Source organism: Rhodococcus sp. (in: high G+C Gram-positive bacteria), assembly GCF_049591685.1.
Lineage (GTDB): Bacteria > Actinomycetota > Actinomycetes > Mycobacteriales > Mycobacteriaceae > Rhodococcoides.
Genome location: NZ_JBAWFH010000045.1, coordinates 1 through 22,766 on the forward strand (window position 1 = coordinate 1; position 22,766 = coordinate 22,766).

Sequence of the window (22,766 nt, forward strand, 5' to 3'; positions counted from 1 at the left end):
GTTGAAGCGAGATGTCGTCGCGCCGAATTATCGGCGCGTGGCGGCCTCTCGATTTCGAGTCTAACAGTACGCTTGTCCTGTTGAAACGAAGGGCAGCCTACATCGCTGCGAGCATGCCCTTGCATTCCCGATCCTCGTGCAGTTGGCACGGCTTCGCAATGCAGGGCAGCCTCACTCTCGCGAACCGCCGAGCGCGGCGGAGCAGAAGAGGACGCATCGTCGTCACGTAGGGTTCGGTCCGGCGAACTTCTTCGACCGAAGACCGCACCATTCGACTGGACGAGAGATGCCTGAACCGATCTTTGCCTTTGTTCCCCTCGCAGCCGACATTCCCCCCGGGGTGGACGTCGACACCGTCGTCGCCGAGGTAGCCGCCACCGGCGTCAGTGCACCGGCCGAAGTCGAGAACGGCCTGCGGTCCGCCGTCGAGCGGGCCGAAGACAACGGCATCGACCTCTCGATCGTCGTGGTCGACCGCGACCCGCGACACGATTCCCAGCTCCGAGACCTCGCCACGGCAGTGGGCGCTCAGGACGGGGGCACCGTCCTCGTGCTGAGCCCCGGACAAGTGGGTTCGTTCAGTGATTCCGTCAGCCGTGTCGTGCTCGAAGCCGGCCAGGACCGCACGTACACCGGTAATCCCGTGGTGGCCGCGGATAATTTCGTCGACACCCTCGTCGATCCGCATCCGCATTGGACGTGGATCACCGGTCTGTTGATCGTGTTCGTCGCAGGCTGCGCGGCGGCCACCGCAGCTGTGAAGATTCGTCGGCGCTCGGGGGCGGAGACGGTCCACCGGGACGAAACCGACGACGGTGCCGATCGGCCATCCGACCGAACGATCAGCTGATCGTTCGATATCGACGCTGAAATGCCCCGACCCGCAGGTCGGGGCATTTTCGTGTGTCGCGCGTACGAGGTCCGAAAAAGTCATCGGAAATGTTTCTGCCCAAAGGCCGTGATCAGGGCGTTTTCGCAGGTCGTATTACAAATGTGTCATTTGTGACTGGAGTTTCCTTAGTGTGCGAAGTGTCGTACGGTGCCATTGGCACTGCTGGGGAAGGAGTGTCGCAGAAGGCAGAAGTCGCTCGAGTCAGCTCGAGTGGCTGCTGCTTCGGGTGCGGCCGACGTGGTCGGCACCTGTCGTGTTGCTGCGTGCTTTCTCCCTGCCCGGTGAGCGTGGGTGACATCCTCTCGACACGGATGACACTCAGCCGCTCGATCGGCGTCGAACACCCATGAGGGTGCGTCGCGAGCGCCGAGAACGAGGGAGACATTTGTGAGTCGACGGGCATTCCGCGGAACTCGCCGCGCGTTCTCGAGTCCGGTACGCCTACTGCTCGGTGCGAGCATGGTTCTCGCGCTCGTCGGCGGACTCACAGGCACCGCCGGTGCGGTTCCGCCGCCCCCGCCGAATCCGTCCGACACCGCCATCGCGGCCGCCGGCTCCCGTGTGGAGCAGCAGCTCGGAACCGTCGGAGCGCTCATCAACCAGGTCGCCTCGGCCAACCAGCAACTTTCTCAGCTGGACGCCGATGTCGCCGTCAAACGAGAAGATGTCAACAAGGCTCTCGTCGACCTACAGAATGCCCGCGATGCCGCCGACACAGCTGCCCAGCTGGTCGCCGTCGCACAGCAGGCCCTGACAGACGCAGGCGCGCAGATCGAAGCCGCCCAGCAACGCTTCAACGACTTCGCGGTGTCCAGTTACACGCAGGGCACAGGGGTCGCGTCCGTCGCCTCTTTCCTCGGTTCGAGCGGACCCGACGAGGTTCTCGATCGCGCACAGGTGCTCCGAGTTCTGTCCAACAGTCAGAACGCCGTGCTCGACGGTTTGCAACGCGCCCGCACCGAACAGGCCAACCGGGATTCCGCAGCACGCGAATCCAAGCAGAGCGCAGACGCAGCGGCGTCGGAAGCCGAATCCAAGAAGGCCGAGGCCGAGCAGGCGATCGCGACCGCTCGAGCTGCCCTCCAGGCGCAAGCCGAACAGAAGGCCGCCATCGAAAGTCAGCGCGATTCGGCGCAGAGCCAGCTCGACGTCGCCCGCTCCGACGTGGCCGGTCTGCAAGGTCAGCGCGTGGCCTACTCGGCCTGGGAACAGCAGAAAGCCGCCGAAGACGCCGCAATCGCTGCTGCGGCATCCGCCGCACGCGAAGCGGCCGTGCAAGCCGCAGCCCGGGTCGCCGCGAATCAGGCTGCTGCTGCTGCTGCGGCCGCAGCAGCAGCCGGACAACGCGCGCACACCGATATAGACGACTCCGACAACGAATCGTCCACCTCCGCCACGGCCACGCCGGGCGCCGCGACCTCGACGACCCCGACGACCCCGACGACGCCCAAGACGCCCACCACCCCCAAGAAGCCGCGAAGTTCCGGCACCGTCAGCCCGTCGCTCACCGGCAGCGCGGCCGTCGAACTCGCCATCGACCGCGGTATGTCGCAACTCGGTGTTCCGTACTCGTGGGGCGGCGGCGACGAGAACGGACCTACCAAGGGCATCCGAGACGGCGGCGTCGCCGACAGCTACGGCGATTACAACAAGGTCGGGTTCGACTGCTCGGGGTTGATGATCTACGCGTTCGCAGGTCTCGGAATCTCGCTGCCGCACTACACCGGGTATCAGTACACGGCAGGCAAGCAGGTGCCCTCGTCGGACATGAAGCGCGGCGACATGCTCTTCTACGGCCCCAACGCGAGCCAACACGTCGCCCTGTACCTCGGTGACGGGAAGATGCTCGAGGCGCCGCAGTCGGGAAGCGTCGTCAAGGTCTCGCCGGTGCGCTACGACGGCATGACGCCGTACGCGGTTCGCATGGTTTCCTAGAGAGTCTCCTGTAGTTCCCGCGGCACCTGCGCTGCCTTCGACGGTCGAACGGCTAGGCTCGCGGGCGTGCGCCGACAGACTCGGGGCGGGACATCGCGGCGCACGACACCTTCACCTGGAATAGTTGGTGAGGGACACAGGAACGTGCCCGCGAAATGGTCTAGGTGAAAGCGGTGAATTCTTGGTGGCATCACGTGACGGCGTCGAATCGAGCAGCAGCGAATCGACGAGCAGCTCGAATCGGAGCAGCGCGTCGAACGGAAGCGGTTCGGGCCGAGCGGACGTGACCGACCTCCAGAAGGACGTCGCGATCCTCGAGAAGGCCGTCTACGAGGTCAAGCGCGTGATCGTCGGTCAGGACCGCCTCGTCGAGCGCATCCTCGTCGGACTGCTCGCACGCGGACACGTCCTCCTCGAAGGCGTCCCCGGCGTGGCGAAAACGTTGGCCGTCGAGACGTTCGCGAAAGTTGTCGGCGGGTCGTTCTCCCGCGTCCAGTTCACGCCCGACCTGGTCCCGACCGACCTCATCGGTACTCGCATCTACCGACAGGGGCGAGAGGAGTTCGACACCGAGCTCGGGCCTGTCGTAGCGAACTTCGTGCTCGCCGACGAGATCAATCGCGCCCCAGCGAAAGTGCAGTCTGCGCTGCTCGAGGTCATGGCCGAACGGCACGTGTCGATCGGCGGCCGAACCTTCCCGATGCCGGATCCGTTCCTGGTGATGGCCACCCAGAACCCCATCGAGAACGAGGGCGTCTACCCGCTGCCGGAAGCCCAGCGCGACCGCTTCCTGTTCAAGATCGTCGTCGACTACCCGACGGTCGAAGAAGAACGCGAAATCGTCTACCGAATGGGAACGACGGTCCCCACCCCGAAGCAGATTCTCGATCCGGTCGAACTCGTCCGACTGCAGAACGTGGCCGCCTCGGTGTTCGTCCATCATGCGTTGGTCGACTACGTCGTGCGGGTCATCGCCGCGACACGCACTCCCGAGCAGCTCGGGCTCGACGATGTGGCGAGTTGGATCGCGTACGGCGCCTCACCCCGAGCAACCCTCGGAATCATTGCCGCCTCACGAGCCCTCGCGTTGCTGCGCGGTCGCGACTACGTGGTCCCGCAGGACGTGCTCGAAGTGATTCCGGACGTCCTGCGTCACCGTCTCGTGCTGTCGTACGACGCGCTCGCCGACGAGGTCACGCCCGAAGACGTCATCACCCGGGTCCTGCAGACGGTAGGCCTGCCGCAGGTGGCGCCGCAGGCCGTCGGCTCCGCTCCGCAGCAGCAGGCGCATCCCCCGGCGCAGCAGGGACCACAACCGCAGCAGGGAACACAACCGCAGGGGCCACAGCCGCCACGTCCACAGGGCGTCCCGTTCGGACAGGCCGGCGTATCGACGCAGCACCCGAACCAGGCGGGATTCGCTGGTAGCGGGCCGAACTCGGCGCAGCAGGCGCAGGGCTCGCCGTCGCTGCACAAGACGGGTGGCAACGGATCGACCGCCGGCGAACAGCCGAAGTGAGTGGGGCACTGGCCGACACCGGCGATCGGTCGCACGGACGGCCACCGTCGTTTCGGCAGGGAGAACTACGAGACCCGTCGCTCGCCGCGGCGCTGCGGACACTCGAGCTGACGGTTCGTCGGCGCCTCGACGGGGTGCTGCACGGAGACCATTTGGGGTTGATACCAGGACCGGGTTCCGAACCCGGCGATGCTCGCGAGTATCAGCCCGGTGACGACGTTCGGCAGATGGATTGGTCGGTGACCGCGCGCACCACCCATCCTCACGTGCGCCAATCCGTCGCCGACCGTGAACTCGAAACCTGGATGGTGCTCGACCTGTCGGCGAGCCTCGACTTCGGCACGACCGGATGCGAGAAGCGCGACCTTGCAGTGGCTGCAGCGGCAGCCATCACGCACCTGACCGGCGGCGGCGGAAACCGAATCGGGGCCGTGGTCGCGACCGGCGCCCAGCTCGCCCGCGTACCGGCGCGTGGTGGCCGCATTCACTCGCAGGCGATGCTGCGCACCATCGCGACGACACCGAGCGCGCCCGACGGCGTCCGGGGAGATCTACGAGAAGCGATCGAATCATTGCGGCGTCCGCAGCGGCGGCGCGGAATGGCGGTGATCATCAGCGACTTCCTCGGTCCGATCGACTGGGAGCGTTCGCTGCGAGCCATTGCCGCACGGCACGATGTACTTGCGGTGGAAGTACTCGATCCCCGTGACCTCGAACTGCCGGATATAGGAGACGTGGTGTTGCACGACCCCGAGTCCGGACGGACCCGTGAGTTCAGCACGACGCCCCAACTGCGCGCCGACTTCGCTCGCGCTGCTGCTGACCATCGCAGCGACGTCGAACAGGTCCTCAGGCGATGCGGCGCGCCCAGGCTGACGCTGCGCACCGACGGAGATTGGATCGCCGATGTGGTCCGGTTCGTCTCGTCGCGTCGCCACACTGTCGGCGCAGGTGCGGTCAACTCGGCACGGGCGGGTCGCCCCAATTCGGCACGGGCGGGTCGCCGGTGAGCCTGTCCGGATTCGCCTCTCCCTGGTGGCTACTGTTTCTCCTGGTCGTCATCGGTCTCGTCGTCGGGTACATCGTGGTGCAACGGCGCAAACAGAAGCACACGCTCCTCTTCTCCAACATGGAATTGCTGGAGAAGGTGGCGCCCACGCGTCCGAACTATTGGCGGCACCTTCCCACCGCGCTCGTCCTTGTCGGACTGCTGTTGCTGACGGCCGCACTGGCGGGCCCTACTTCCGACCAGCGAGTACCGCGGAACCGCGCGACCGTCATTCTCGTCATCGACGTGTCTCTGTCGATGGAAGCCACCGACGTCGAACCGTCACGTCTCGCCGCTGCGCAGGAGGCGGGAAAGTCCTTCGCCGACGGCCTGACCCCCGGCATCAATCTCGGACTGGTCGCGTTCGCAGGCACTGCATCGGTGCTGGTGTCCCCGACGGCCAACCGCGAGGCCACCAAAGCCGCGATCGACAAACTGCAACTGAGCGAGCGCACGGCCACCGGCGAGGCCATCTTCACTTCGCTGCAGTCGATCGACACGTTGGGCGCCGTGCTGGGCGGAGGCGAAGCCGCCCCGCCGGCTCGAATCGTCCTGCTGTCCGACGGCAAGCAGACCGTCCCGGAGAACCCCGACGATCCACGCGGTGGTTACACGGCGGCGCGCGCGGCGGCCGAGAAGAACGTACCGATCTCGACCATCTCCTTCGGCACCAGTTACGGGACCGTCGACATCGAGAGCGAATCGGGATCGGAACGAGTGGCGGTACCCGTCGACGATCCGTCTCTGCGCGAGATCGCAGACCTGTCCGGGGGCAGCTTCTTCACCGCGTCGTCCCTCGAAGAATTGCGTGCGGTCTACGACACCCTCGAGGAGCAGATCGGGTTCGAGATCACCCGGGGCGACGCCAGCCGCCCATGGCTGATTCTCGGAGTGTTGTTCACCGCAACAGGATTGGGTACCGCTTTGGTTCTTCGGCAAAGACTTCCCTGATTCGCTGTTACTACTCACCAGTAAGTATCGCTTTGTCATTCCAGGACGAACAGATAGGTTGCAGACATGTCCACACCCGACTTCATTGCTCGATCGGTACTCGTCACCGGAGGTAACCGGGGTATCGGTCTGGCCATCGCTCAGCGTCTCGCCGCAGACGGCCACAAGGTTGCCGTCACGCACCGCGGATCCGGCGTTCCGGACGGCTTGTTCGGCGTCGTCTGCGACGTCACGGACTCCGAGTCGGTCGACCGGGCGTTCACCGAGGTCGAGGACAAGCAGGGTCCGGTCGAGGTGCTCGTCGCCAACGCGGGTATCACCGATGACACCCTTCTGATGCGCATGACGGAAGAGCAGTTCGAGCGGGTCATCGACGCGAACCTGACCGGCGCGTTTCGGGTGGCCAAGCGCGCGAATCGGGCGATGTTGCGCGCGCGGTGGGGACGCATGGTGTTCCTGAGCTCCGTTGTCGCTCTCGCCGGCGGGCCGGGCCAGATCAACTACGCGGCGTCGAAAGCCGGCGTCATCGGCATGGCTCGGTCCATCACTCGCGAACTGGGCTCTCGTTCGATCACGGCCAACGTGGTGTCCCCGGGGTTCATCGAGACCGACATGACCGCAGAGCTGTCGGACGATCTGCGCAGCAAGGCGAAAGAGTTCATCCCACTGCAACGTCTCGGGCAGCCCGAGGACGTCGCCGCAGTGGTGAGCTTCCTCGCAGGCCCTGATTCCGCGTACGTCTCCGGCGCCGTCATTCCCGTCGACGGCGGCATGGGCATGGGCCACTGAGCTCGACGCCACTCGACCCACCTGTATCCAGTTCCGAATTTAAGGAAGAAACACACATGGGCGGACTGCTCGAAGGCAAGACAATTCTCGTGACGGGCATCATCACCGATGCCTCGATCGCGTTCCATGCAGCTGCGATGGCTCAGAACCAGGGCGCCAAGGTCATCATCACGGGTTTCGATCGCCTACGGCTGATCGACCGTATTGCACAGCGACTTCCGCAGCCGGTGCCGCCGGCCATCGAACTCGATGCCACCAACGAGGAGCACCTCGCAGCGCTGGCCGATCGTGTCCGCGAACTCGCTCCGGAAGGCGTCGACGGCGTCCTGCACTCCATCGCGTTCGCGCCCCGCACGTTGATGGGACCCGACGCGAAGCCGTTCCTCGACGGTCCGGGTCCCGACGCGTCGAGGGCGTTCGAGATCTCGGCGTGGAGTTACGCGTCACTGGCACGCGCCGTTCTTCCCGTCATGAACGAGGGCGGTTCGATCGTCGGCATGGACTTCGACCCACGTACGGCCATGCCTTACTACAACTGGATGGGCGTGGCCAAGGCAGCCCTCGAGTCCGTGAACCGTTACGTGGCAAGAGAAGTGGGCGCAGCAAAGAAGATTCGGTCCAATCTCGTTGCCGCCGGACCCATCCGAACTCTGGCCGCAAAGGCCATCGCCGGCACCGCAACCGATGATGCGCAGAAGATGCAGCAGCTCAACGAGTACTGGGACGGCGCGTCCCCGATCGGGTGGAACTACGACGATCCCACCGTTGTCGCCAAGTCGATCGTTGCGCTGCTCTCCGATTGGCTGCCCGGCACCACCGGATCGATCATCTACGTCGACGGCGGCGCCAGTCACAACACCTATCTGCCGGACAATATGTAGGACCCTCGTCGGTCGGCGGGTGGCCACGGCGAGGTGACGATCACCGAGATTGCAACCCTCGGTGGTGCGTTCGCCGGTCGTGGTTTCCCGCTCGCCGAGAGGTGAGCGTTCTGGGTCACTTCGCGACAGGCCGATCAGGTCACTTCGCGAGAGAGCGCACAATGGAGGAATGACGTTGTCCCCGCAATTCGACGCCCTCCTCGTTCTCTCGTTCGGCGGACCCGAAGAACCCGCACACGTTCGCCCGTTTCTCGAGAACGTCACGCGCGGGCGCGGAGTCCCGCCCGAACGTCTCGACGAGGTGGTCGAGCATTACATGCACTTCGGTGGGGTATCACCGATCAATGCGCTCAACCGAGACATCATTGCGGCAGTGGAAGCCGAATTATTCTCGGCCGGTATCGAATTGCCGGTGTACTTCGGGAACCGCAACTGGCATCCGATGGTCGAGGACACCGTTGCGCAGATGAAGGCGGACGGCGTTCGGCGAGCGCTCGTCTTCCCCACGTCCGCCTGGGGCGGCTATTCGGGGTGTAGGCAGTATCACGAGGATGTCGCTCGCGCCCGCGACGCAGTCGGTGCGGATGCGCCCGACCTGCTCAAGATTCGCCAGTACTACGACCACCCCCTGATGGTCGACGCTTTCGGCGATGCGATCACAGCCGCCGTGGAGTCGCTTCCCTCTGAGCGCAGGGCAGGTGCGCGCCTGGTCTTCACGGCTCACTCCATCCCTACCGCAGCCGATGTCAACGCGGGCCCCCCGGCCGACGGCGGGCATCTGTACAGCCGGCAGGTGGCGGACGCATCGCGCCTTGCGGCAGCCGCTGCGGGCATCGACGACTACGACCTCGTGTGGCAGTCGCGTTCCGGCCCTCCCCAGGTGCCATGGCTCGAACCCGACATCTGCGATCACCTCGACACGGTCGCCGACAGAGGGGTCGACGCGGTTGTGATCTGTCCGATCGGCTTCGTCTCCGACCACCTCGAAGTCGTGTGGGACCTCGACACAGAGGCGGAGGAGAAGGCGAAGGAGCGCGGGATTGCTCTCGCTCGCGCAGCGACACCGGGTACAGACCCGCGGTTCGCGCATATGGCCGTCGAGCTCGTGCGCGAGCACCTCGACGGCATACCGCCCAGGCGGGTGGGTGCAGTGTCGAGCTACGGCTCCACACTCAATGGGCAGCGTTGCGCACTTCAGTGCTGTGAACAGCCGACGCGACCGGCGAGACCCTCGCGCTGACTTGCCTCTCGCCCCGACGGTATTGCGTCGAGCGTCAGCCGCGGGTGACGCTCGATGCGATACCGGCCGCAACAGCGCTGAGCCTGGCCGACCTGACGGCAGCCCACAGCGGTCGGATCAGGTCCTCGCGTGCAGCAGCGGCGACCGCCGTCGGTGCCTCAGTCGGTGCGCAATCCCGGGCCACCGACAGAATCGCCGAGACACGATCGGCCGATTCGATGACACGGAGAGCCCGCTCAGGGGTGTCAGTGGGATAGCGGTGGCGGGTGAGCTCGGCGAGCTCGTTTGCGATTCGCGTGCGCGAATCTCCCCGTTCGGTGCGCGTTGGCAAGGCAGCCATCGACCCGAGCGCTTCGGCGGCGCCGCGCACGGCGTCTCGCATGGCGTACTCCGCCTCGCCCAGGGAATAGTCGCGCACATAGTGGTCGTGGATCTCGACGGAGAACACCGTCCAGCGCAGTACGTCCGGCCCTTCGACGGTGGGGACGAGACCCAGCCCCGCGCCACGTGCCTCTCCGAGCACGACGGCCTGACCTGCGGTAACCGCGGCACGTGTGAACTCGGTTCCTGGAGTGAGGTTTTCGACGGCGCCGGGAGCCGGCAGCAGTAGTTCGACCGCGGTGTCGTCGGTCGGCCGCGGGATGTACGCGCGAATGGCGGCGAGCAGCGCCGGGACCCCCTCGGCGCGAGGATCAGGCCACGACAAACCGGTGGCCACCGACGTGGCGTCGTCGGCTGCGACCACGAGGTGCATGGGTGCCCAATCGGCCATTGCGTCGATCACGTCGTCGGGCGCGCTGACGCCGGCCAGCCACGAACCGGCCCACATTGCGAAGCTTGCGCTGGGGGAACTCACAACTTCCCAGCATAGGTCGAGTTCGTGCTCGACGCCCGTGCGGGCAGGAGCGACTCGGCCGGGCGTCAATGCGGCGTCCGGGTGGGCTCGTCCGCTAGCGTTGTTCGCCGTGGCAGACAGATACGGCGGAGACATTCTGGCGGGGCACAGTCGGATGCGTAAAGTTCCGGCACCCCAGGTGCCGGCGGAGCGCGGTGTGGTCGTCGAGGACGCCGCCAGCGGCTACTGCGGAGCCGTCGTCGGTTTCGAGCGCACGTACGACGGTGATTTCGTGCGTCTGGAGGATTCGGCACGGACTACCCGGTTGTTCGCGTTGCGTGAGGCTGCATTTCTGATCGACGGCAAGCGGGTGACGTTGGTTCGTCCTCCTGCTGCGCCAACCAAGGCGGCTCCGAGTCGGTCGGCGTCCGGATCGACGAAGATCGAGAACCTGCGTGCCCGCACTGCGCGGGCGAGTCGAATCTGGGTCGAGGGCGTGCACGATGCCGCGTTGGTCGAGCGTGTGTGGGGCCACGATCTGCGGGTCGAGGGCGTCGTGGTCGAACACCTGGAGGGTCTGGACAATCTGGGGGAGCGTCTGGCCGAGTTCGAGCCAGGCCCCGGCCGTCGGGTGGGTGTACTTGTCGATCACCTGGTCGACGGGTCGAAAGAATCGAAGCTGACGTCGTCGTTGGGGCCGCACGTGCTCGTCACGGGGCATCCCTACATCGATGTGTGGGAGGCGGTTCGGCCGAAGGCGGTCGGAATTGCGGCGTGGCCGAGGATCCCTCGTGGCGAGGATTGGAAGACGGGTGTGTGCCGCGAACTCGGGTGGGGCACCCCGAAGGACGGGTGGCGCCGGGTCTACTCGTCGGTGTCGACGTTTCGCGATCTGGAGGCGCCGCTGATCGGCGCGGTCGAGCAGTTGGTCGACTTCGTGACCGAACAGTAGGGCCCTTCGCGGGGGTGAAGCCGTCGACCTCCGGCTCGCCGCCAAATGTCCGATTTGTGGTTGGATGGGCGTTGTGGCGGCGATCATCTGGCTCATTGCAGGAGTGCTGCTCGCAGCAGCCGAGGCGCTGACGGGCGATTTCTTTCTGCTCATGATTGCCGGTGGGGCTTTGGCAACTGCCGGCGTGTCCGCCGTGACCGAGTTCCCGGTGTGGGTCGATGCGATCGTGTTCGGCGTCGTCTCACTCACCCTGGTTTTGGGTGTCCGGCCGATTCTGCTGCGTAAATTTGCGAAGCCACCTGTGCTGGCCACCGGCGTTGCCGCGTTGTCGGGCAAGAGTGCCCTTGTGCTGGAGCAGGTTTCGGCACTCGAAGGCCAAGTCAAGATCGGCGGAGAGGTGTGGACCGCTCGGCCTCTCGACGAGACCGAGGTGTACGCGCCGGGAACCACCGTGACCGTGATGGAGATTGACGGCGCAACCGCCGTCGTATGGAGGGGACCGTAAATTTTATGGCAGCACTGATCGTTCTGGGCGTCATCGTCCTGTTGGTGGTAATCCTGGTGGCCAAGTCCGTTGCACTGGTCCCACAGGCCGAGGCCGCGGTGGTCGAGCGGTTGGGCCGGTATTCGAAAACCGTGTCGGGTCAGCTCACGTTCCTCGTTCCGTTCGTCGACCGTATTCGAGCGAAAGTCGATTTGCGCGAGCGCGTCGTGTCGTTCCCGCCGCAGCCCGTCATCACCAAGGACAACCTGACGGTGTCGATCGACACGGTCGTCTATTTCCAGGTCACCAATCCGCAGGCAGCGGTGTACGAGATCAACAATTACATCGTCGGTGTCGAGCAGCTGACCACGACCACACTGCGCAACGTGGTCGGTGGCATGACACTGGAAGAGACCTTGACCTCGCGCGACTCGATCAACGGTCAGTTGCGCGGAGTGCTCGACGAGGCCACCGGTCGATGGGGCCTGCGTGTTGCACGGGTCGAATTGAAGAGCATCGATCCGCCTCCGTCGATTCAGGAGTCGATGGAGAAGCAGATGAAGGCCGACCGTGAGAAGCGGGCGACGATCCTCACGGCCGAGGGGCATCGAGAGTCGGCGATCAAGACGGCAGAGGGCGACAAGCAGAGCCGGATCCTGGCGGCCGAAGGCGCCAAGCAGGCGTCGATTCTGACAGCCGAAGGTGAACGTCAGTCGAGAATCCTTCGAGCGCAGGGCGATCGGGCTGCCAAGTACCTGCAGGCGCAGGGGCAGGCCAAGGCCATCGAAAAGGTGTTCGCGGCAATCAAGTCGGGCAAGCCCACGCCTGAGCTGCTGGCCTACCAGTACATGCAGACCCTGCCTCAGATGGCGCAGGGTGATGCGAACAAGGTGTGGATGATCCCGAGTGATTTCGGCGATGCGTTGAAGGGTTTCGCCAAAACTCTGGGCACTCCGGGCGAGGACGGGGTGTTCCGATACGAGCCGAGCACCACGGCGGCCGACGAGCCCGCTCCCGTCGACGATTCTGCGGAGGTCGCCGAATGGTTCGAGACCAAGAGCGACCCCGCGGTGGCCGAGGCGGTTGCGGCGGCGGAAGCCGTTGCCCGCAAGCCCGTCGATACCTCGCTCGCGCCTGACCCCAGTTTGATCAAGGGCCCGGATATGGGCGAGCTTTCCGCCGGAGACCTACAGGCCGATACGTCACAGCCCGAGTCGGAACCGGAACAGTTCCCGTAGGTTCTTCTCCCGTAGATCTTTCGTCAGGTCAGTAGTGCCCGGCCGACACCGCAGACGGCAACTGCCCACATCACGCTGGTGAACGTTCCGATGATGAATTGTTCCGAGGCCGACGATGCGGCAGGTGTCTGCGGTGACCCAGGCGCCGGCCGCTCATCGGTACGGTGTTCGTCGGCCCGTAGTTCGGGGTACCGCGCCAGGCCCTTGACCGCCAACACGATCGCGATTCCTTCTGGCCACCCTGACAGGATCGAGGCCGCGACGGCGGCGCGTTCGAGTGCGCCGATCGTTCGGCCGCCGTGCAGTGGCCCGGCTTGTTCGTCCGGCCCGGGGTTCCCGTTGCGCCGTGCCACTCGGAAGACGGCGGTCACGATGGTCGATCCGCCGAGGATTGCCGCGAGCGTAGTCACGACGTAGGTGGCGGCCATGCCGAAACCCTCGGCCGGACCGGTGAACGATCCGGTGACCGCTGCCGCACCCAGCAGGATTACCGTCGCACCCGCCGTCAGCCGGTTCGGGGTGCGAGGACCCACCGGGACGATCGAGGCTGCGGCGGCCAACGCCAGCAGTATCAACGTCGTGATCGTCATGGATTCCTCTCCGGGACGGTGGTCTCGATGTTGTCGAGCAGGTGTTCGGCCAGGGTTCTGCCGCCGGCCTCGATGGTCCACCTCGCCACCGACAAACGTTGCGACATTGCCTGCTTGGTGATTCCCAGGTACTCGGCAGCGCTGGTTTGTGTGTGACCGGAGGCCATGAGGTCCGCTGCCTCGCGCCCTTGCTCCGTGCGGTCGGTGATGAGCAACCCGACGAGCGTCAACGCCGTTTCGGCGTCGCTGCACTGTTGTGCGTGGGTCGGGTCCGCAGCGGTGACGGCCACGGATGCCGGTGCATGCTTGGCTCGGGTCACGGCGTCGCGTGCAGCCTCGAATGCAGGTCCCCTGCCGGCGCGGGTGCTGGAAGGCAACGGTTCTTCGACCGTGCCAGTGCCTATTCCGATGCTCCAGGTGCCCTGTTTGATGAGCTCGAGTGCAATGTTTACCACGGTGCGAGCGCCATCGGAGGTGGCTTCGACAACAGCCTGCACCTCATCGCCCGCGGTTCTCTCGAACGGCCTGTGCAGGGGGGCGCCGCTCATGTCGACAAGCAATGCCTCGACGCGGTCGACATCGCGTCGGCTGCGACGCTGGTCGATTGTCAGCACGAACATTAGTCAAGGCTAGAAGCTTGATATCGCCTAGTCAAGGTTTATGACTTGACTCTCTTGTCTCAAGCTCGAAGCCTTGACCGCCCCGGGTCTTCCGAGTGGTCGACAGCCGCCAGTCGACTACCAATCCGACGACGCCCACGGCGATGCAGGCTCCCGACAGCGCGAGCAGCAAGGGGTCCGTGTTGCCGCCCAGAGCGTCGCCGAGGACGACCATCCCGACCGTTCCAGGGACGACGCCCACGGCGGTCGCCAGAGCGAACGGACCGACACGGATCGAGGAGACGCCGCAGCAGTAGTTCACGACGGAAAACGGAACCGGCGCGATCAACCGCAGTGAACCCACCGCGAGCCACCCGCGCCTCAGCAGACTGTCATCGATCGCCCGTACAGCGGGGTGAGTCATTCTTGCCGCGAACCAGTCTCGGCCGACAGCCCTGACCATCAGCAGAGCTAAGACGGCGCTGGCGGTGGAGGCGCCGACGGTGACGGCCAGACCGGTGAGTGGCCCGAACAGCACACCGGCAGTGAGGGTGAACAGCGTCCGCGGGATCGGCGCGATCGTGACGACAGTGTGGATCGCGAAGAACACGAGCGGAAAGGCAGGGCCGATCGAGCGAGACCATTCCCGCATCTGATCCACGGACGGATGAGGCGCGACGGCGGCCACGATGGCCGAGACCACGAGAAGAACAACGAGGCCGATCAACCGCGGGTCTCGAAAGTGCCTCTTCACACCTCCGAACACTACCGGCGCACAGACGCCGGTCTCCTGCGCTGCGGCGTGCGGCCATGGTGCGCTGCGGCACTCCCGTGAGAACGTGAGGTGATCCTCACGATAGTGTCGAACCAATCGCGGTTGACATCACCAAGTCGCACTGTGTCGACCGGCGAAGAGCCGATCGAGTCGAGGGAGCAATCATCGTGTCCATCGCTTCACAAGAGGACGCCTCAGCCGGCGCGTATGCGGCGTGGCAGAAGGCCGTTGCCGGGGTCCTCGCCAAGTCGCGTCGTATCGACGTCGACGATCTTCCTGCCGACCCCGAGCATCTGCTCGATACGACGACCTATGACGGGGTCACCATCTCCCCGCTCTACGGAACTCGTGACGAACAGCCCGAAAATCCGTTGCCTGGCGTGTTCCCGTTCGTGCGTGGGCGCGATGCAACTCGCGATGTCAACGCCGGGTGGAAGGTGAGCGGACGCTTCGGCATCGGGCAGTCCGATCCGGAATCGGTCAATCGATCGATTCTCGACGGATTGGACAACGGTGTCAGCGCCGTGTGGCTGCGGCTGGGCCGCGGGGGCCTCCCCGTCGACGGTCTCGCGTCGGCGATGAACGGTGTTCTGTTCGATCTCGCGCCGGTGGTCCTCGAGGCCGGGGCCGAGACCACGAGCGCGGCAGACGCTCTGCTCGCCGTTCTCGACGGCGCAGATGTCACCGAACGTGCCGCCGTGGACGTCCGGCTGGGTGCGGCAACGTTGACCGACAAGTTCTCCGGCAACGCCGCACCCGAGCTCGACGAGGTCGTAGCTCTCGCGCAGCGTTCGACCGAGCGTGAGGAGAGGGTACGCGCGGTCACCGTGGACGGCACGGTGTTCCACAATGCGGGTGCCGCTGATGCTCAGGAGGTGGGTGCGGCCGTCGCGGCGGGATTGGCGTATCTCCGGGCGCTCACCGACGGGGGTCTGAGCGTCGGGCAGGCGTTAGGACAACTCGAATTCCGCTTTTCCGCCACGGACGATCAGTTCCAGACCATCGCGAAGTTCCGTGCGGCACGGCGGGTGTGGGGTCGAGTGGCTCAGGTGGTCGGTGCACCCGGCGACGGCGGTGCTCCCCAGCATGCGGTGACTTCCGAAGCGATGATGGCGCAACGAGATCCGTGGGTGAACATGCTCCGGACCACACTTGCCGCGTTCGGTGCGGGGATCGGCGGCGCCGACGCGGTCACCGTACTTCCGTTCGACGTGGCCCTCGACGGCGGCGCCGCGGGGGTATCGAAGACGTTCGCCGCGAGGATCGCCAGGAACACCCAACTGCTCCTGCTCGAAGAATCGCACCTCGGTCGAGTACTCGATCCAGGTGCCGGCTCGTGGTACATCGAACGGCTGACCGACGAGTTGGCGCAGAAGGCCTGGGAGCTCGTCCAACGGATCGAGGCCGACGGCGGATACGCTTCCGCGCTCGAATCAGGCTTCCTCGCATCGGCGATCGCCGAGGTCAAAGCCGCCCGCGACGCGGACATCGCACACCGGCGGATGCCGTTGACCGGGGTCAACGAATTCCCCAATCTCGCCGAAGCGCCCATCCCGGTCGGTGAAGGTTCGTCGTCTGTTGCTCGGTGGGGTGCCGCGTTCGAGTCTCTCCGGGATCGGTCGGATGCGTACCTCGCCGGAAACGACGCACGTCCGACGGTGCTGCTCGTCCCGCTGGGATCGGTTGCAGAACACAATGTCCGCACGACGTTCGCGGCCAATCTGCTCGCATCGGGCGGCATCCACACCGAAAACCCCGGGCCGTTGACGGCGGCAACCATCCCGGACGTGGTGCGAACAGCGGGAGTCACCACTGCGCTGCTGTGCGGTACGGACCGTCGCTACGCAGACGAAGCGGGAGAGGCCGTGCTCGCGCTTCGCGGCGCGGGAATTGATCGGGTACTCGTCGCGGGACCCGAGACGGTGTTCGCCGATATCTCGGGTGACGCGCGTCCCGACGACTTCCTGACGGCGCGAGTCGACGCCGTCGCTGTTCTCACCGATCTTCTCGATTACCTGGGAGCCTGACGATGACCACGCACGACGCTCGTACATCCCACGTCATCGGTAGCTTCGCCGACGTCTCGCTGACGGATCCGCAGGAGCCCGATGCAAAGTCGCCGTCCGCCGAGGATGTCAGCGATCACATCGGTGCTGCTGCGACTGCGAACAACTACACCGCCGAGCAGGTCGTGTGGTCCACGCCCGAGGGCATCGACGTCAAGCCCGTCTACACCAAGGCCGATCGCGATGCGGCTGTCGACGAGGGGTATCCACTCGACAGCTATCCGGGTGCTCCGCCGTTCGTCCGCGGGCCGTACCCGACGATGTATGTCAATCAGCCGTGGACCATTCGCCAGTACGCAGGGTTTTCCACGGCCGCGGAATCGAATGCGTTCTACCGCCGCAACCTGGCAGCCGGACAGAAGGGTCTGTCGGTTGCGTTCGACCTCGCGACGCACCGCGGGTACGACTCCGACCACCCGCGGGTGCACGGGGATGTGGGTATGGCCGGGGTCGCGATCGACTCCATCTACGACATGCGTCAACTCTTCGACGGCATCGACCTCGGCAGCGTGTCGGTGTCGATGACGATGAACGGCGCCGTCCTCCCCATTCTCGCGCTCTACGTGGCGGCGGCGCAGGAGCAGGGCGTCGGACCGGAGAAGCTTGCGGGCACGATCCAGAACGACATCCTCAAAGAGTTCATGGTTCGTAACACCTACATCTATCCGCCGAAGCCGTCGATGCGGATCATCTCGGATATCTTCGCGTACACCAGCGCCAAGATGCCGAAGTACAACTCGATTTCCATCTCGGGCTACCACATTCAGGAAGCCGGTGCGACGGCCGATCTGGAGTTGGCGTACACCCTTGCGGACGGTGTCGAGTACATTCGCGCCGGGCTCGAAGCGGGCATGGATATCGATACGTTCGCACCGAGGTTGTCGTTCTTCTGGGCCATCGGCATGAACTTTTTCATGGAGGTCGCGAAGCTGCGCGCTGGCCGCCTGCTGTGGTCGGAGTTGGTGCAGAAGTTCGAACCCAAGAGCGCCAAGTCGCTGTCGCTGCGCACCCATTCGCAGACGTCGGGCTGGTCCTTGACGGCCCAGGACGTGTTCAACAACGTTGCCCGCACCTGTGTCGAAGCGATGGCTGCCACCCAGGGGCACACGCAGTCCTTGCACACCAATGCTCTCGACGAGGCACTCGCGCTACCGACCGACTTCTCGGCCCGTATCGCCCGCAACACTCAGCTGTTGATTCAGCAGGAGTCGAACACCACCCGACCGATCGACCCGTGGGGCGGCTCGCACTACGTCGAGTGGCTCACCCACCAGCTCGCGAACCGCGCGCGTGCGCACATCGCCGAGGTCGAAGCAGCAGGGGGCATGGCGCAGGCCATCGGAGAGGGTATTCCGAAGCTGCGCATCGAGGAAGCGGCTGCCCGTACGCAGGCGCGTATCGACTCCGGCCGTCAGCCTCTGGTCGGGGTCAACAAGTACGTGCCCGACGAACCGGACACCATCGAGGTTCTCAAGGTCGAGAACTCCAAGGTGCGCAAGGAGCAGCTCGACAAGCTCGAGAGGCTGCGTGCCGAGCGCAACACGGCCGATGTCGAGGCGGCGCTGGCGAACCTGACCCGTGCGGCGGCATCGGATCAGCCGGGTATGGAGAACAATCTGTTGAACCTGGCGATCGACGCAGCCCGCAAGATGGCGACCGTGGGCGAAATCTCCGACGCGCTCGAGAAGGTCTACGGGCGGCACCAGGCAGAAATCCGGACAATCAGTGGGGTGTACCGAGACGAGGCCGGAAAAGCGAAGAACCTGACCCGTGCGACCGAACTGGTCGAGCGGTTCGCCGAGGACGAGGGCCGCAGGCCGCGCGTGTTGGTGTGCAAGATGGGCCAGGACGGGCACGATCGCGGCCAGAAAGTCATCGCCACGGCATTCGCGGACATCGGGTTCGACGTCGACGTCGGCCCCCTTTTCCAGACGCCGGAGGAAGTTGCCCGTCAAGCGGCCGACAACGACGTTCACGTCGTCGGAGTGTCCTCGTTGGCTGCTGGGCACCTGACCCTGGTTCCTGCTCTGCGGGAGGCACTCGAAGCCGTCGATCGCCCCGACATCATGATCGTCGTCGGCGGCGTCATTCCGCCCGGTGACTTCGACGAGCTTTACCGCGCCGGCGCGGCGGCGATTTTCCCGCCCGGCACCGTCATCGCCGACGCTGCCATCGGGCTGGTCGAGAAGCTGTCGGTACAACTCGGTCATGCACCTGCAACCGAGGCGTCCGCCTGACGATGACGTCTGCACAACCTGCGCGGCAGGTCGATATCGATGCGGTGGCAGCGTCCGTGCTCGGCGGCGACCGATCCGGTCTGGCCCGGGCCATCACGCTCGTGGAGTCGACGCGTACCGACCACCGCGACCTGGCGCAGCAGCTGCTTCTGCAGTTGTTGCCGAAGGCCGGGGGCTCGCACCGAGTCGGGATCACCGGTGTTCCCGGCGTCGGCAAGTCGACGTTCATCGATGCCCTCGGTATGTACTTGATCGACAGGGGGCACCGCGTCGCGGTACTCGCGGTCGACCCTTCCTCGACGCGGACGGGCGGTTCGATTCTCGGTGACAAGACTCGAATGGCTCGGTTGACGGCGGCAAACGACGCCTACATCAGGCCCTCGCCCACCTCGGGAACACTGGGCGGGGTTGCGCGAGCGACCCGGGAGACCATCGTTCTGCTCGAAGCCGCCGGCTTCGACGTCATCCTCGTCGAGACCGTGGGCGTGGGACAGTCCGAGGTGACGGTTGCCAACATGGTGGACTGCTTTACGTTCCTGACGTTGGCGCGCACCGGTGATCAGTTGCAGGGAATCAAGAAGGGTGTCCTCGAACTCGCAGACGTGGTCGCCGTCAACAAGGCCGACGGCAAGCATGCCGTCGAGGCCAAAGGTGCTGCGCGCGAACTTGCGGGCGCGCTGCGAATGATCTACCCGCACGATGCCATCTGGCAGCCGCCGGTACTGACGATGAGCGCACTCGAGGGCGTTGGGCTCGACGACTTCTGGAACACCGTGCTGCGGCATCAGCAGGTCCTCTCCGACGCAGGCCAGTTCGCCGAGAAGCGTCGGACCCAACAGGTCGACTGGACCTGGACAATGGTCAACGACCAACTACTTCGCCGACTCGCACAGAACCCGAAGGTCAAAGCCATTCGGCAGGACGTCGAAGCGCGTGTGCGCGACGGGTCGCTCACTGCGGCACTGGCCGCCCAGGAACTGCTCGACGCCTTCGACGCCGCCACTGAAAGTTAGCGCCCCTCGGCGAGTAGTTCTTGCGCAGCCGCCGATCAATACAGCGAGGCCGCCATTCCTCCGACGCGTTCGATGAGGTCGTCGAAGAATACAGCGGGGTTCGTGGTCGTCGCGATGAGGGCGTTGGGTTCGCGCCCCCACATTCCGCGCCGGTCGGCGACGGTGGTGCCGCGGGTGAGGGTGCCGTGCAACTCGACGTCCACCGTGGCAGACCGGTAGGTCGCGATGCTCGGATTCAGCGCGATCGCTGCCGCGAACGGATCGTGCATGTGAGCGAGGAATCCTTGATCGTGATCGCGGTGAAATTCCATGTAGAAGCGCACGGCGTCGGAGAAGTGGCGCACGACGGGATTGGTCGCCGTCGATCTCGCGGTCGATGGCTGCAATTCCGAAATGATCTCGTCCGGAGTACTTTTCGCGCGCGATGCGAGGCGCGCGATGTGTTGGGGGCACATCTCGATGGTCTCGGTGATGTCGAGCGGGCACACGATCGGTAGCCGATCTTTCGGGAGACCGGAGAACGCCGCGAACACCTCGGCTGCGGCTTCGGGATCGACTGCGATGTTCCATTCGCTCGTCGGTGTCGTGTTGCCCGGGTGCTCGAAAGCGCCGCCCATCAACACCAGTCGCTTCAGCAGGTGAGGTAACTCCGGGTCGACTCGGATCGCTTCGGCCAGGTTCGTCAACGGGCCGGTGACGAGGCCGGTGATGTCACCGGGTCGCTCGCGGACCAGTTCGACCCAGGCGGTTTTCGCGTCCCGGTTCGACAGTGGCCTCGGGGAGACCGGGAGCTCTGCGTAACCGATCCCCTGAGGACCGTGCGTATCCTCCGTGGTCATCAGCGGTGCGACCAACGGCACCTGTGCGCCCAGTGCGACCTCGATGTCGGTGGCCCGACACAGGTCCAGCCAGGCAAGATTGTTGGCGGCGACTTGATCGACCGGCACGTTGCCTGCGGTGGACGCGATGGCGAGTATTTCCGCGTCCGGACTCGCCAACAGGTACAGCAGGGCCAGCGAGTCGTCGATGCCCGTGTCGACGTCGACTATCAACGGCGTCCGGCGACGCGAACTGTTCAGAGCGGATGTGTTCGTGTTCGGCGGCACCGGTTCATCGTGCCTCGGTCGGCGTCAGGCGTTCTCACCGGGATCGGTGGTCCGATGCTCAGCTGTGGTCCGATGCTCAGCTGTGGTCCGATGCTCAGTGGCCGATCACGCAGTGAACGACGGCTCGCTCGGGCTCAGACCTTCTTGGCCCAGATGTCGAAGCCTGCGTCCCGCAGTCTGGTGACGAGGGCGTCGCCGATACCGGTGGCAGGAGTGAGAACACCTGCAGCATCGGGCAATTCGGTGCGATTGTGCACCAGCGCGAGGGCGGACTCGCCCAGCATCACCGACGTGGCCTTGTAGCCGGGATCTCCCTTCGCCGCGACGCGTGAGCGGTATTGCGCGCCCGTGGTCGTCGTGGTGTAGAGATCGACGGTGAAGTGGCCGTTCTCCTGTGCCTTGGTCGACGGACCGTCACCGGGCTTGGGGAGAATACGGTCGAGTATCTGTTTCGGCGCGAATGTCATGCCCAGTACGACGGCGCCCAACCCGGCCGATACTGCGCCCGCGAGAACCGGGGAGGCTATCGAGGAACCGACGGACATCACTTCGCGGTACTTGAACTTCCTGCCGTAGGCCCAGTCGCGGAGTGCGTTGCTGCGGCGCACCACCCGAGTGTTGTACGACGCCATGACGAAGGGAGCTTTCCAGCCTTTCAGCCCGGGTGCGATGTCCTTGCCGTTGACCACGGCGACGTCGGATTGCCGTCCGAGGTCCGGTTCGAGCGACCGGTCGGGGCTCAGCGAATAGGGACGAGCCGCCAACCTGCGGAGCTTGCCGTCCTTCTTCACCTCGTCGATCTGCGTACGCAGTGAGTCGACGGTTCCGCCGCTGACGCCGCCGCGCATCGACGTGACGACCAGCGTGGTGTCGGTGAGTTCGCCGGCGCCGTCGGACACCACGGCGTTGTGCAACACGTGGACGCCGATGTCGGAGGGAATGGAATCGAACCCGCACGAATGGACGATCCGTGCCCCGGTGCGCTGTGCCGTCTCGTGATTCGCGTCGATGCTTTCGCGCGCGAACAGTACCTCGCCGGTGAGGTCGACGTAGTCGGTACCGGATGCGGCGCACGCCGCAGCGAGGGGAAGACCGTACTTCGCATACGGCCCCACCGTGGTGACCACGACGCGCGTGCTTTCGGCGAGGGAACGTAGTGATTCGACGTCGGTGGAGTCGGCCTCGACGAGTGGCCATTCGGCTGCGGCCGCGGGGAGCAGGCGACGAGCCGACTCCAGTCGCGACAGCGAGCGACCTCCCAATGCGATTCTGGTACCCGTCGGAGCATGTTCGGCTAGGTACGCCGCAGTGAGGCGACCGACGAACCCGGTCGCGCCGTAGACCACGACGTCGTACGTTCGTGGCGTTGCAGTGTTGTCGGCTGGCTCGGTCGAAGTCATGTACTGGACAGTAACGCCTAACACGAGTGCAGTCGAAGGACCCGACAGTAGAAGGAGTCGGTAACCGCAGGCCTACGAAAGAGGCAGAGCCGTTCTACGGCGAGTCCGCACCGCGAAGAAACCCGCCCACGATACGAGAACAGCCAGCACGACGAGTAGCTGTATCGCGACGATGGCGCTGTCCGGGTAGATCACGCCGGTGAGGTAGTGATCGAT

General features: G+C 65.2%; 20 protein-coding genes. 14 read left to right on the plus strand and 6 right to left on the minus strand.

The features are described from left to right. The first annotated feature begins 286 nt into the window (after positions 1–286). The 8 genes from WBQ44_RS01710 (at position 287) to WBQ44_RS01745 (ending at position 9,255) form a co-directional block, all read left to right on the plus strand. On the plus strand, positions 287–850 hold the full coding sequence (locus WBQ44_RS01710; RefSeq protein WP_495565008.1) for an Rv1476 family membrane protein: 564 nt from the start codon (positions 287–289) through the stop codon (positions 848–850). A gap of 429 nt (positions 851–1,279) precedes the next feature. Continuing rightward, entirely contained in the window at positions 1,280–2,827 is a 1,548-nt protein-coding gene (locus tag WBQ44_RS01715; protein WP_495565009.1) for an NlpC/P60 family protein, read from the plus strand. Positions 2,828–3,110: 283 nt separating this feature from the next. After that, complete coding sequence (locus tag WBQ44_RS01720; protein WP_495565010.1) at positions 3,111–4,346, plus strand: AAA family ATPase; 1,236 nt, start codon at positions 3,111–3,113, stop codon at positions 4,344–4,346. After that, positions 4,343–5,356: a DUF58 domain-containing protein gene (locus WBQ44_RS01725; RefSeq protein WP_495565011.1), complete on the plus strand. Its 1,014-nt coding sequence runs from the start codon at positions 4,343–4,345 to the stop codon at positions 5,354–5,356. The genes WBQ44_RS01720 and WBQ44_RS01725 overlap by 4 nt, the downstream gene beginning before the upstream one ends. Continuing rightward, on the plus strand, positions 5,353–6,345 hold the full coding sequence (locus WBQ44_RS01730; RefSeq protein WP_495565012.1) for a VWA domain-containing protein: 993 nt from the start codon (positions 5,353–5,355) through the stop codon (positions 6,343–6,345). Before WBQ44_RS01725 ends, WBQ44_RS01730 begins: the two co-directional genes overlap by 4 nt. A 66-nt stretch (positions 6,346–6,411) precedes the next feature. Next, positions 6,412–7,134, plus strand: a complete 723-nt coding sequence (gene fabG1 / locus WBQ44_RS01735) for a 3-oxoacyl-ACP reductase FabG1 (RefSeq protein WP_495565013.1) — start codon at positions 6,412–6,414, stop codon at positions 7,132–7,134. 56 nt (positions 7,135–7,190) lie between these two features. Further along, on the plus strand, positions 7,191–8,015 hold the full coding sequence (gene inhA / locus WBQ44_RS01740; protein WP_495565014.1) for an NADH-dependent enoyl-ACP reductase InhA: 825 nt from the start codon (positions 7,191–7,193) through the stop codon (positions 8,013–8,015). A gap of 169 nt (positions 8,016–8,184) precedes the next feature. After that, complete coding sequence (locus tag WBQ44_RS01745; protein WP_495565015.1) at positions 8,185–9,255, plus strand: ferrochelatase; 1,071 nt, start codon at positions 8,185–8,187, stop codon at positions 9,253–9,255. Positions 9,256–9,289: 34 nt separating this feature from the next. Here WBQ44_RS01745 and WBQ44_RS01750 read toward each other — a convergent pair whose 3' ends face one another. After that, positions 9,290–10,111, minus strand: coding sequence for an Rv1486c family protein (locus WBQ44_RS01750; protein ID WP_495565016.1), 822 nt, complete (start codon positions 10,109–10,111; stop codon positions 9,290–9,292). Positions 10,112–10,265: 154 nt separating this feature from the next. On the opposite strand from WBQ44_RS01750, the gene WBQ44_RS01755 reads away from it, so the two are divergent. The 3 genes from WBQ44_RS01755 to WBQ44_RS01765 all read left to right on the plus strand — a co-directional run bounded on the left by WBQ44_RS01755 (position 10,266) and on the right by WBQ44_RS01765 (position 12,764). Further along, a complete protein-coding gene (locus tag WBQ44_RS01755) occupies positions 10,266–11,042 on the plus strand; it encodes a DUF3097 domain-containing protein (protein ID WP_495565027.1) in 777 nt (258 codons plus the stop codon). Between the two features lie 73 nt (positions 11,043–11,115). Further along, the gene (locus WBQ44_RS01760) at positions 11,116–11,547 is read left to right on the plus strand and encodes an NfeD family protein (protein ID WP_495565017.1); all 432 of its coding nucleotides are present in this window, start codon (positions 11,116–11,118) and stop codon (positions 11,545–11,547) included. A 5-nt stretch (positions 11,548–11,552) separates the two neighbouring features. Then, the gene (locus tag WBQ44_RS01765; protein ID WP_495565018.1) at positions 11,553–12,764 is read left to right on the plus strand and encodes an SPFH domain-containing protein; all 1,212 of its coding nucleotides are present in this window, start codon (positions 11,553–11,555) and stop codon (positions 12,762–12,764) included. Between the two features lie 23 nt (positions 12,765–12,787). On the opposite strand, the gene WBQ44_RS01770 is transcribed toward WBQ44_RS01765, so the two are convergent. The 3 genes from WBQ44_RS01770 to WBQ44_RS01780 are packed head-to-tail and all read right to left on the minus strand — an operon-like array spanning position 12,788 to position 14,707. Continuing rightward, positions 12,788–13,354 carry a hypothetical protein gene (locus WBQ44_RS01770; protein WP_495565019.1) on the minus strand — a complete coding sequence of 189 codons (567 nt, stop codon included), beginning with the start codon at positions 13,352–13,354 and terminating at the stop codon, positions 12,788–12,790. After that, positions 13,351–13,974 (minus strand): hypothetical protein, encoded by a 624-nt coding sequence (locus WBQ44_RS01775; protein ID WP_495565020.1) that lies wholly within the window; start codon positions 13,972–13,974, stop codon positions 13,351–13,353. Before WBQ44_RS01775 ends, WBQ44_RS01770 begins: the two co-directional genes overlap by 4 nt. A 31-nt stretch (positions 13,975–14,005) precedes the next feature. Further along, the gene (locus tag WBQ44_RS01780) at positions 14,006–14,707 is read right to left on the minus strand and encodes a TVP38/TMEM64 family protein (protein WP_495565021.1); all 702 of its coding nucleotides are present in this window, start codon (positions 14,705–14,707) and stop codon (positions 14,006–14,008) included. Positions 14,708–14,895: 188 nt separating this feature from the next. On the opposite strand from WBQ44_RS01780, the gene WBQ44_RS01785 reads away from it, so the two are divergent. The 3 genes from WBQ44_RS01785 to meaB are packed head-to-tail and all read left to right on the plus strand — an operon-like array spanning position 14,896 to position 20,044. Beyond that, positions 14,896–16,755 (plus strand): methylmalonyl-CoA mutase family protein, encoded by a 1,860-nt coding sequence (locus tag WBQ44_RS01785; protein ID WP_495565022.1) that lies wholly within the window; start codon positions 14,896–14,898, stop codon positions 16,753–16,755. A 2-nt stretch (positions 16,756–16,757) separates the two neighbouring features. Then, positions 16,758–19,031 (plus strand): methylmalonyl-CoA mutase, encoded by a 2,274-nt coding sequence (gene scpA, locus WBQ44_RS01790; protein WP_495565023.1) that lies wholly within the window; start codon positions 16,758–16,760, stop codon positions 19,029–19,031. A 2-nt stretch (positions 19,032–19,033) separates the two neighbouring features. Beyond that, the gene (gene meaB / locus WBQ44_RS01795) at positions 19,034–20,044 is read left to right on the plus strand and encodes a methylmalonyl Co-A mutase-associated GTPase MeaB (protein ID WP_495565024.1); all 1,011 of its coding nucleotides are present in this window, start codon (positions 19,034–19,036) and stop codon (positions 20,042–20,044) included. Positions 20,045–20,079: 35 nt separating this feature from the next. Here meaB and WBQ44_RS01800 read toward each other — a convergent pair whose 3' ends face one another. After that, on the minus strand, positions 20,080–21,150 hold the full coding sequence (locus WBQ44_RS01800; protein WP_495565025.1) for a nucleoside hydrolase: 1,071 nt from the start codon (positions 21,148–21,150) through the stop codon (positions 20,080–20,082). Positions 21,151–21,284: 134 nt separating this feature from the next. Further along, the gene (locus WBQ44_RS01805) at positions 21,285–22,550 is read right to left on the minus strand and encodes a saccharopine dehydrogenase family protein (protein WP_495565026.1); all 1,266 of its coding nucleotides are present in this window, start codon (positions 22,548–22,550) and stop codon (positions 21,285–21,287) included. Positions 22,551–22,766 lie beyond the last annotated feature (216 nt).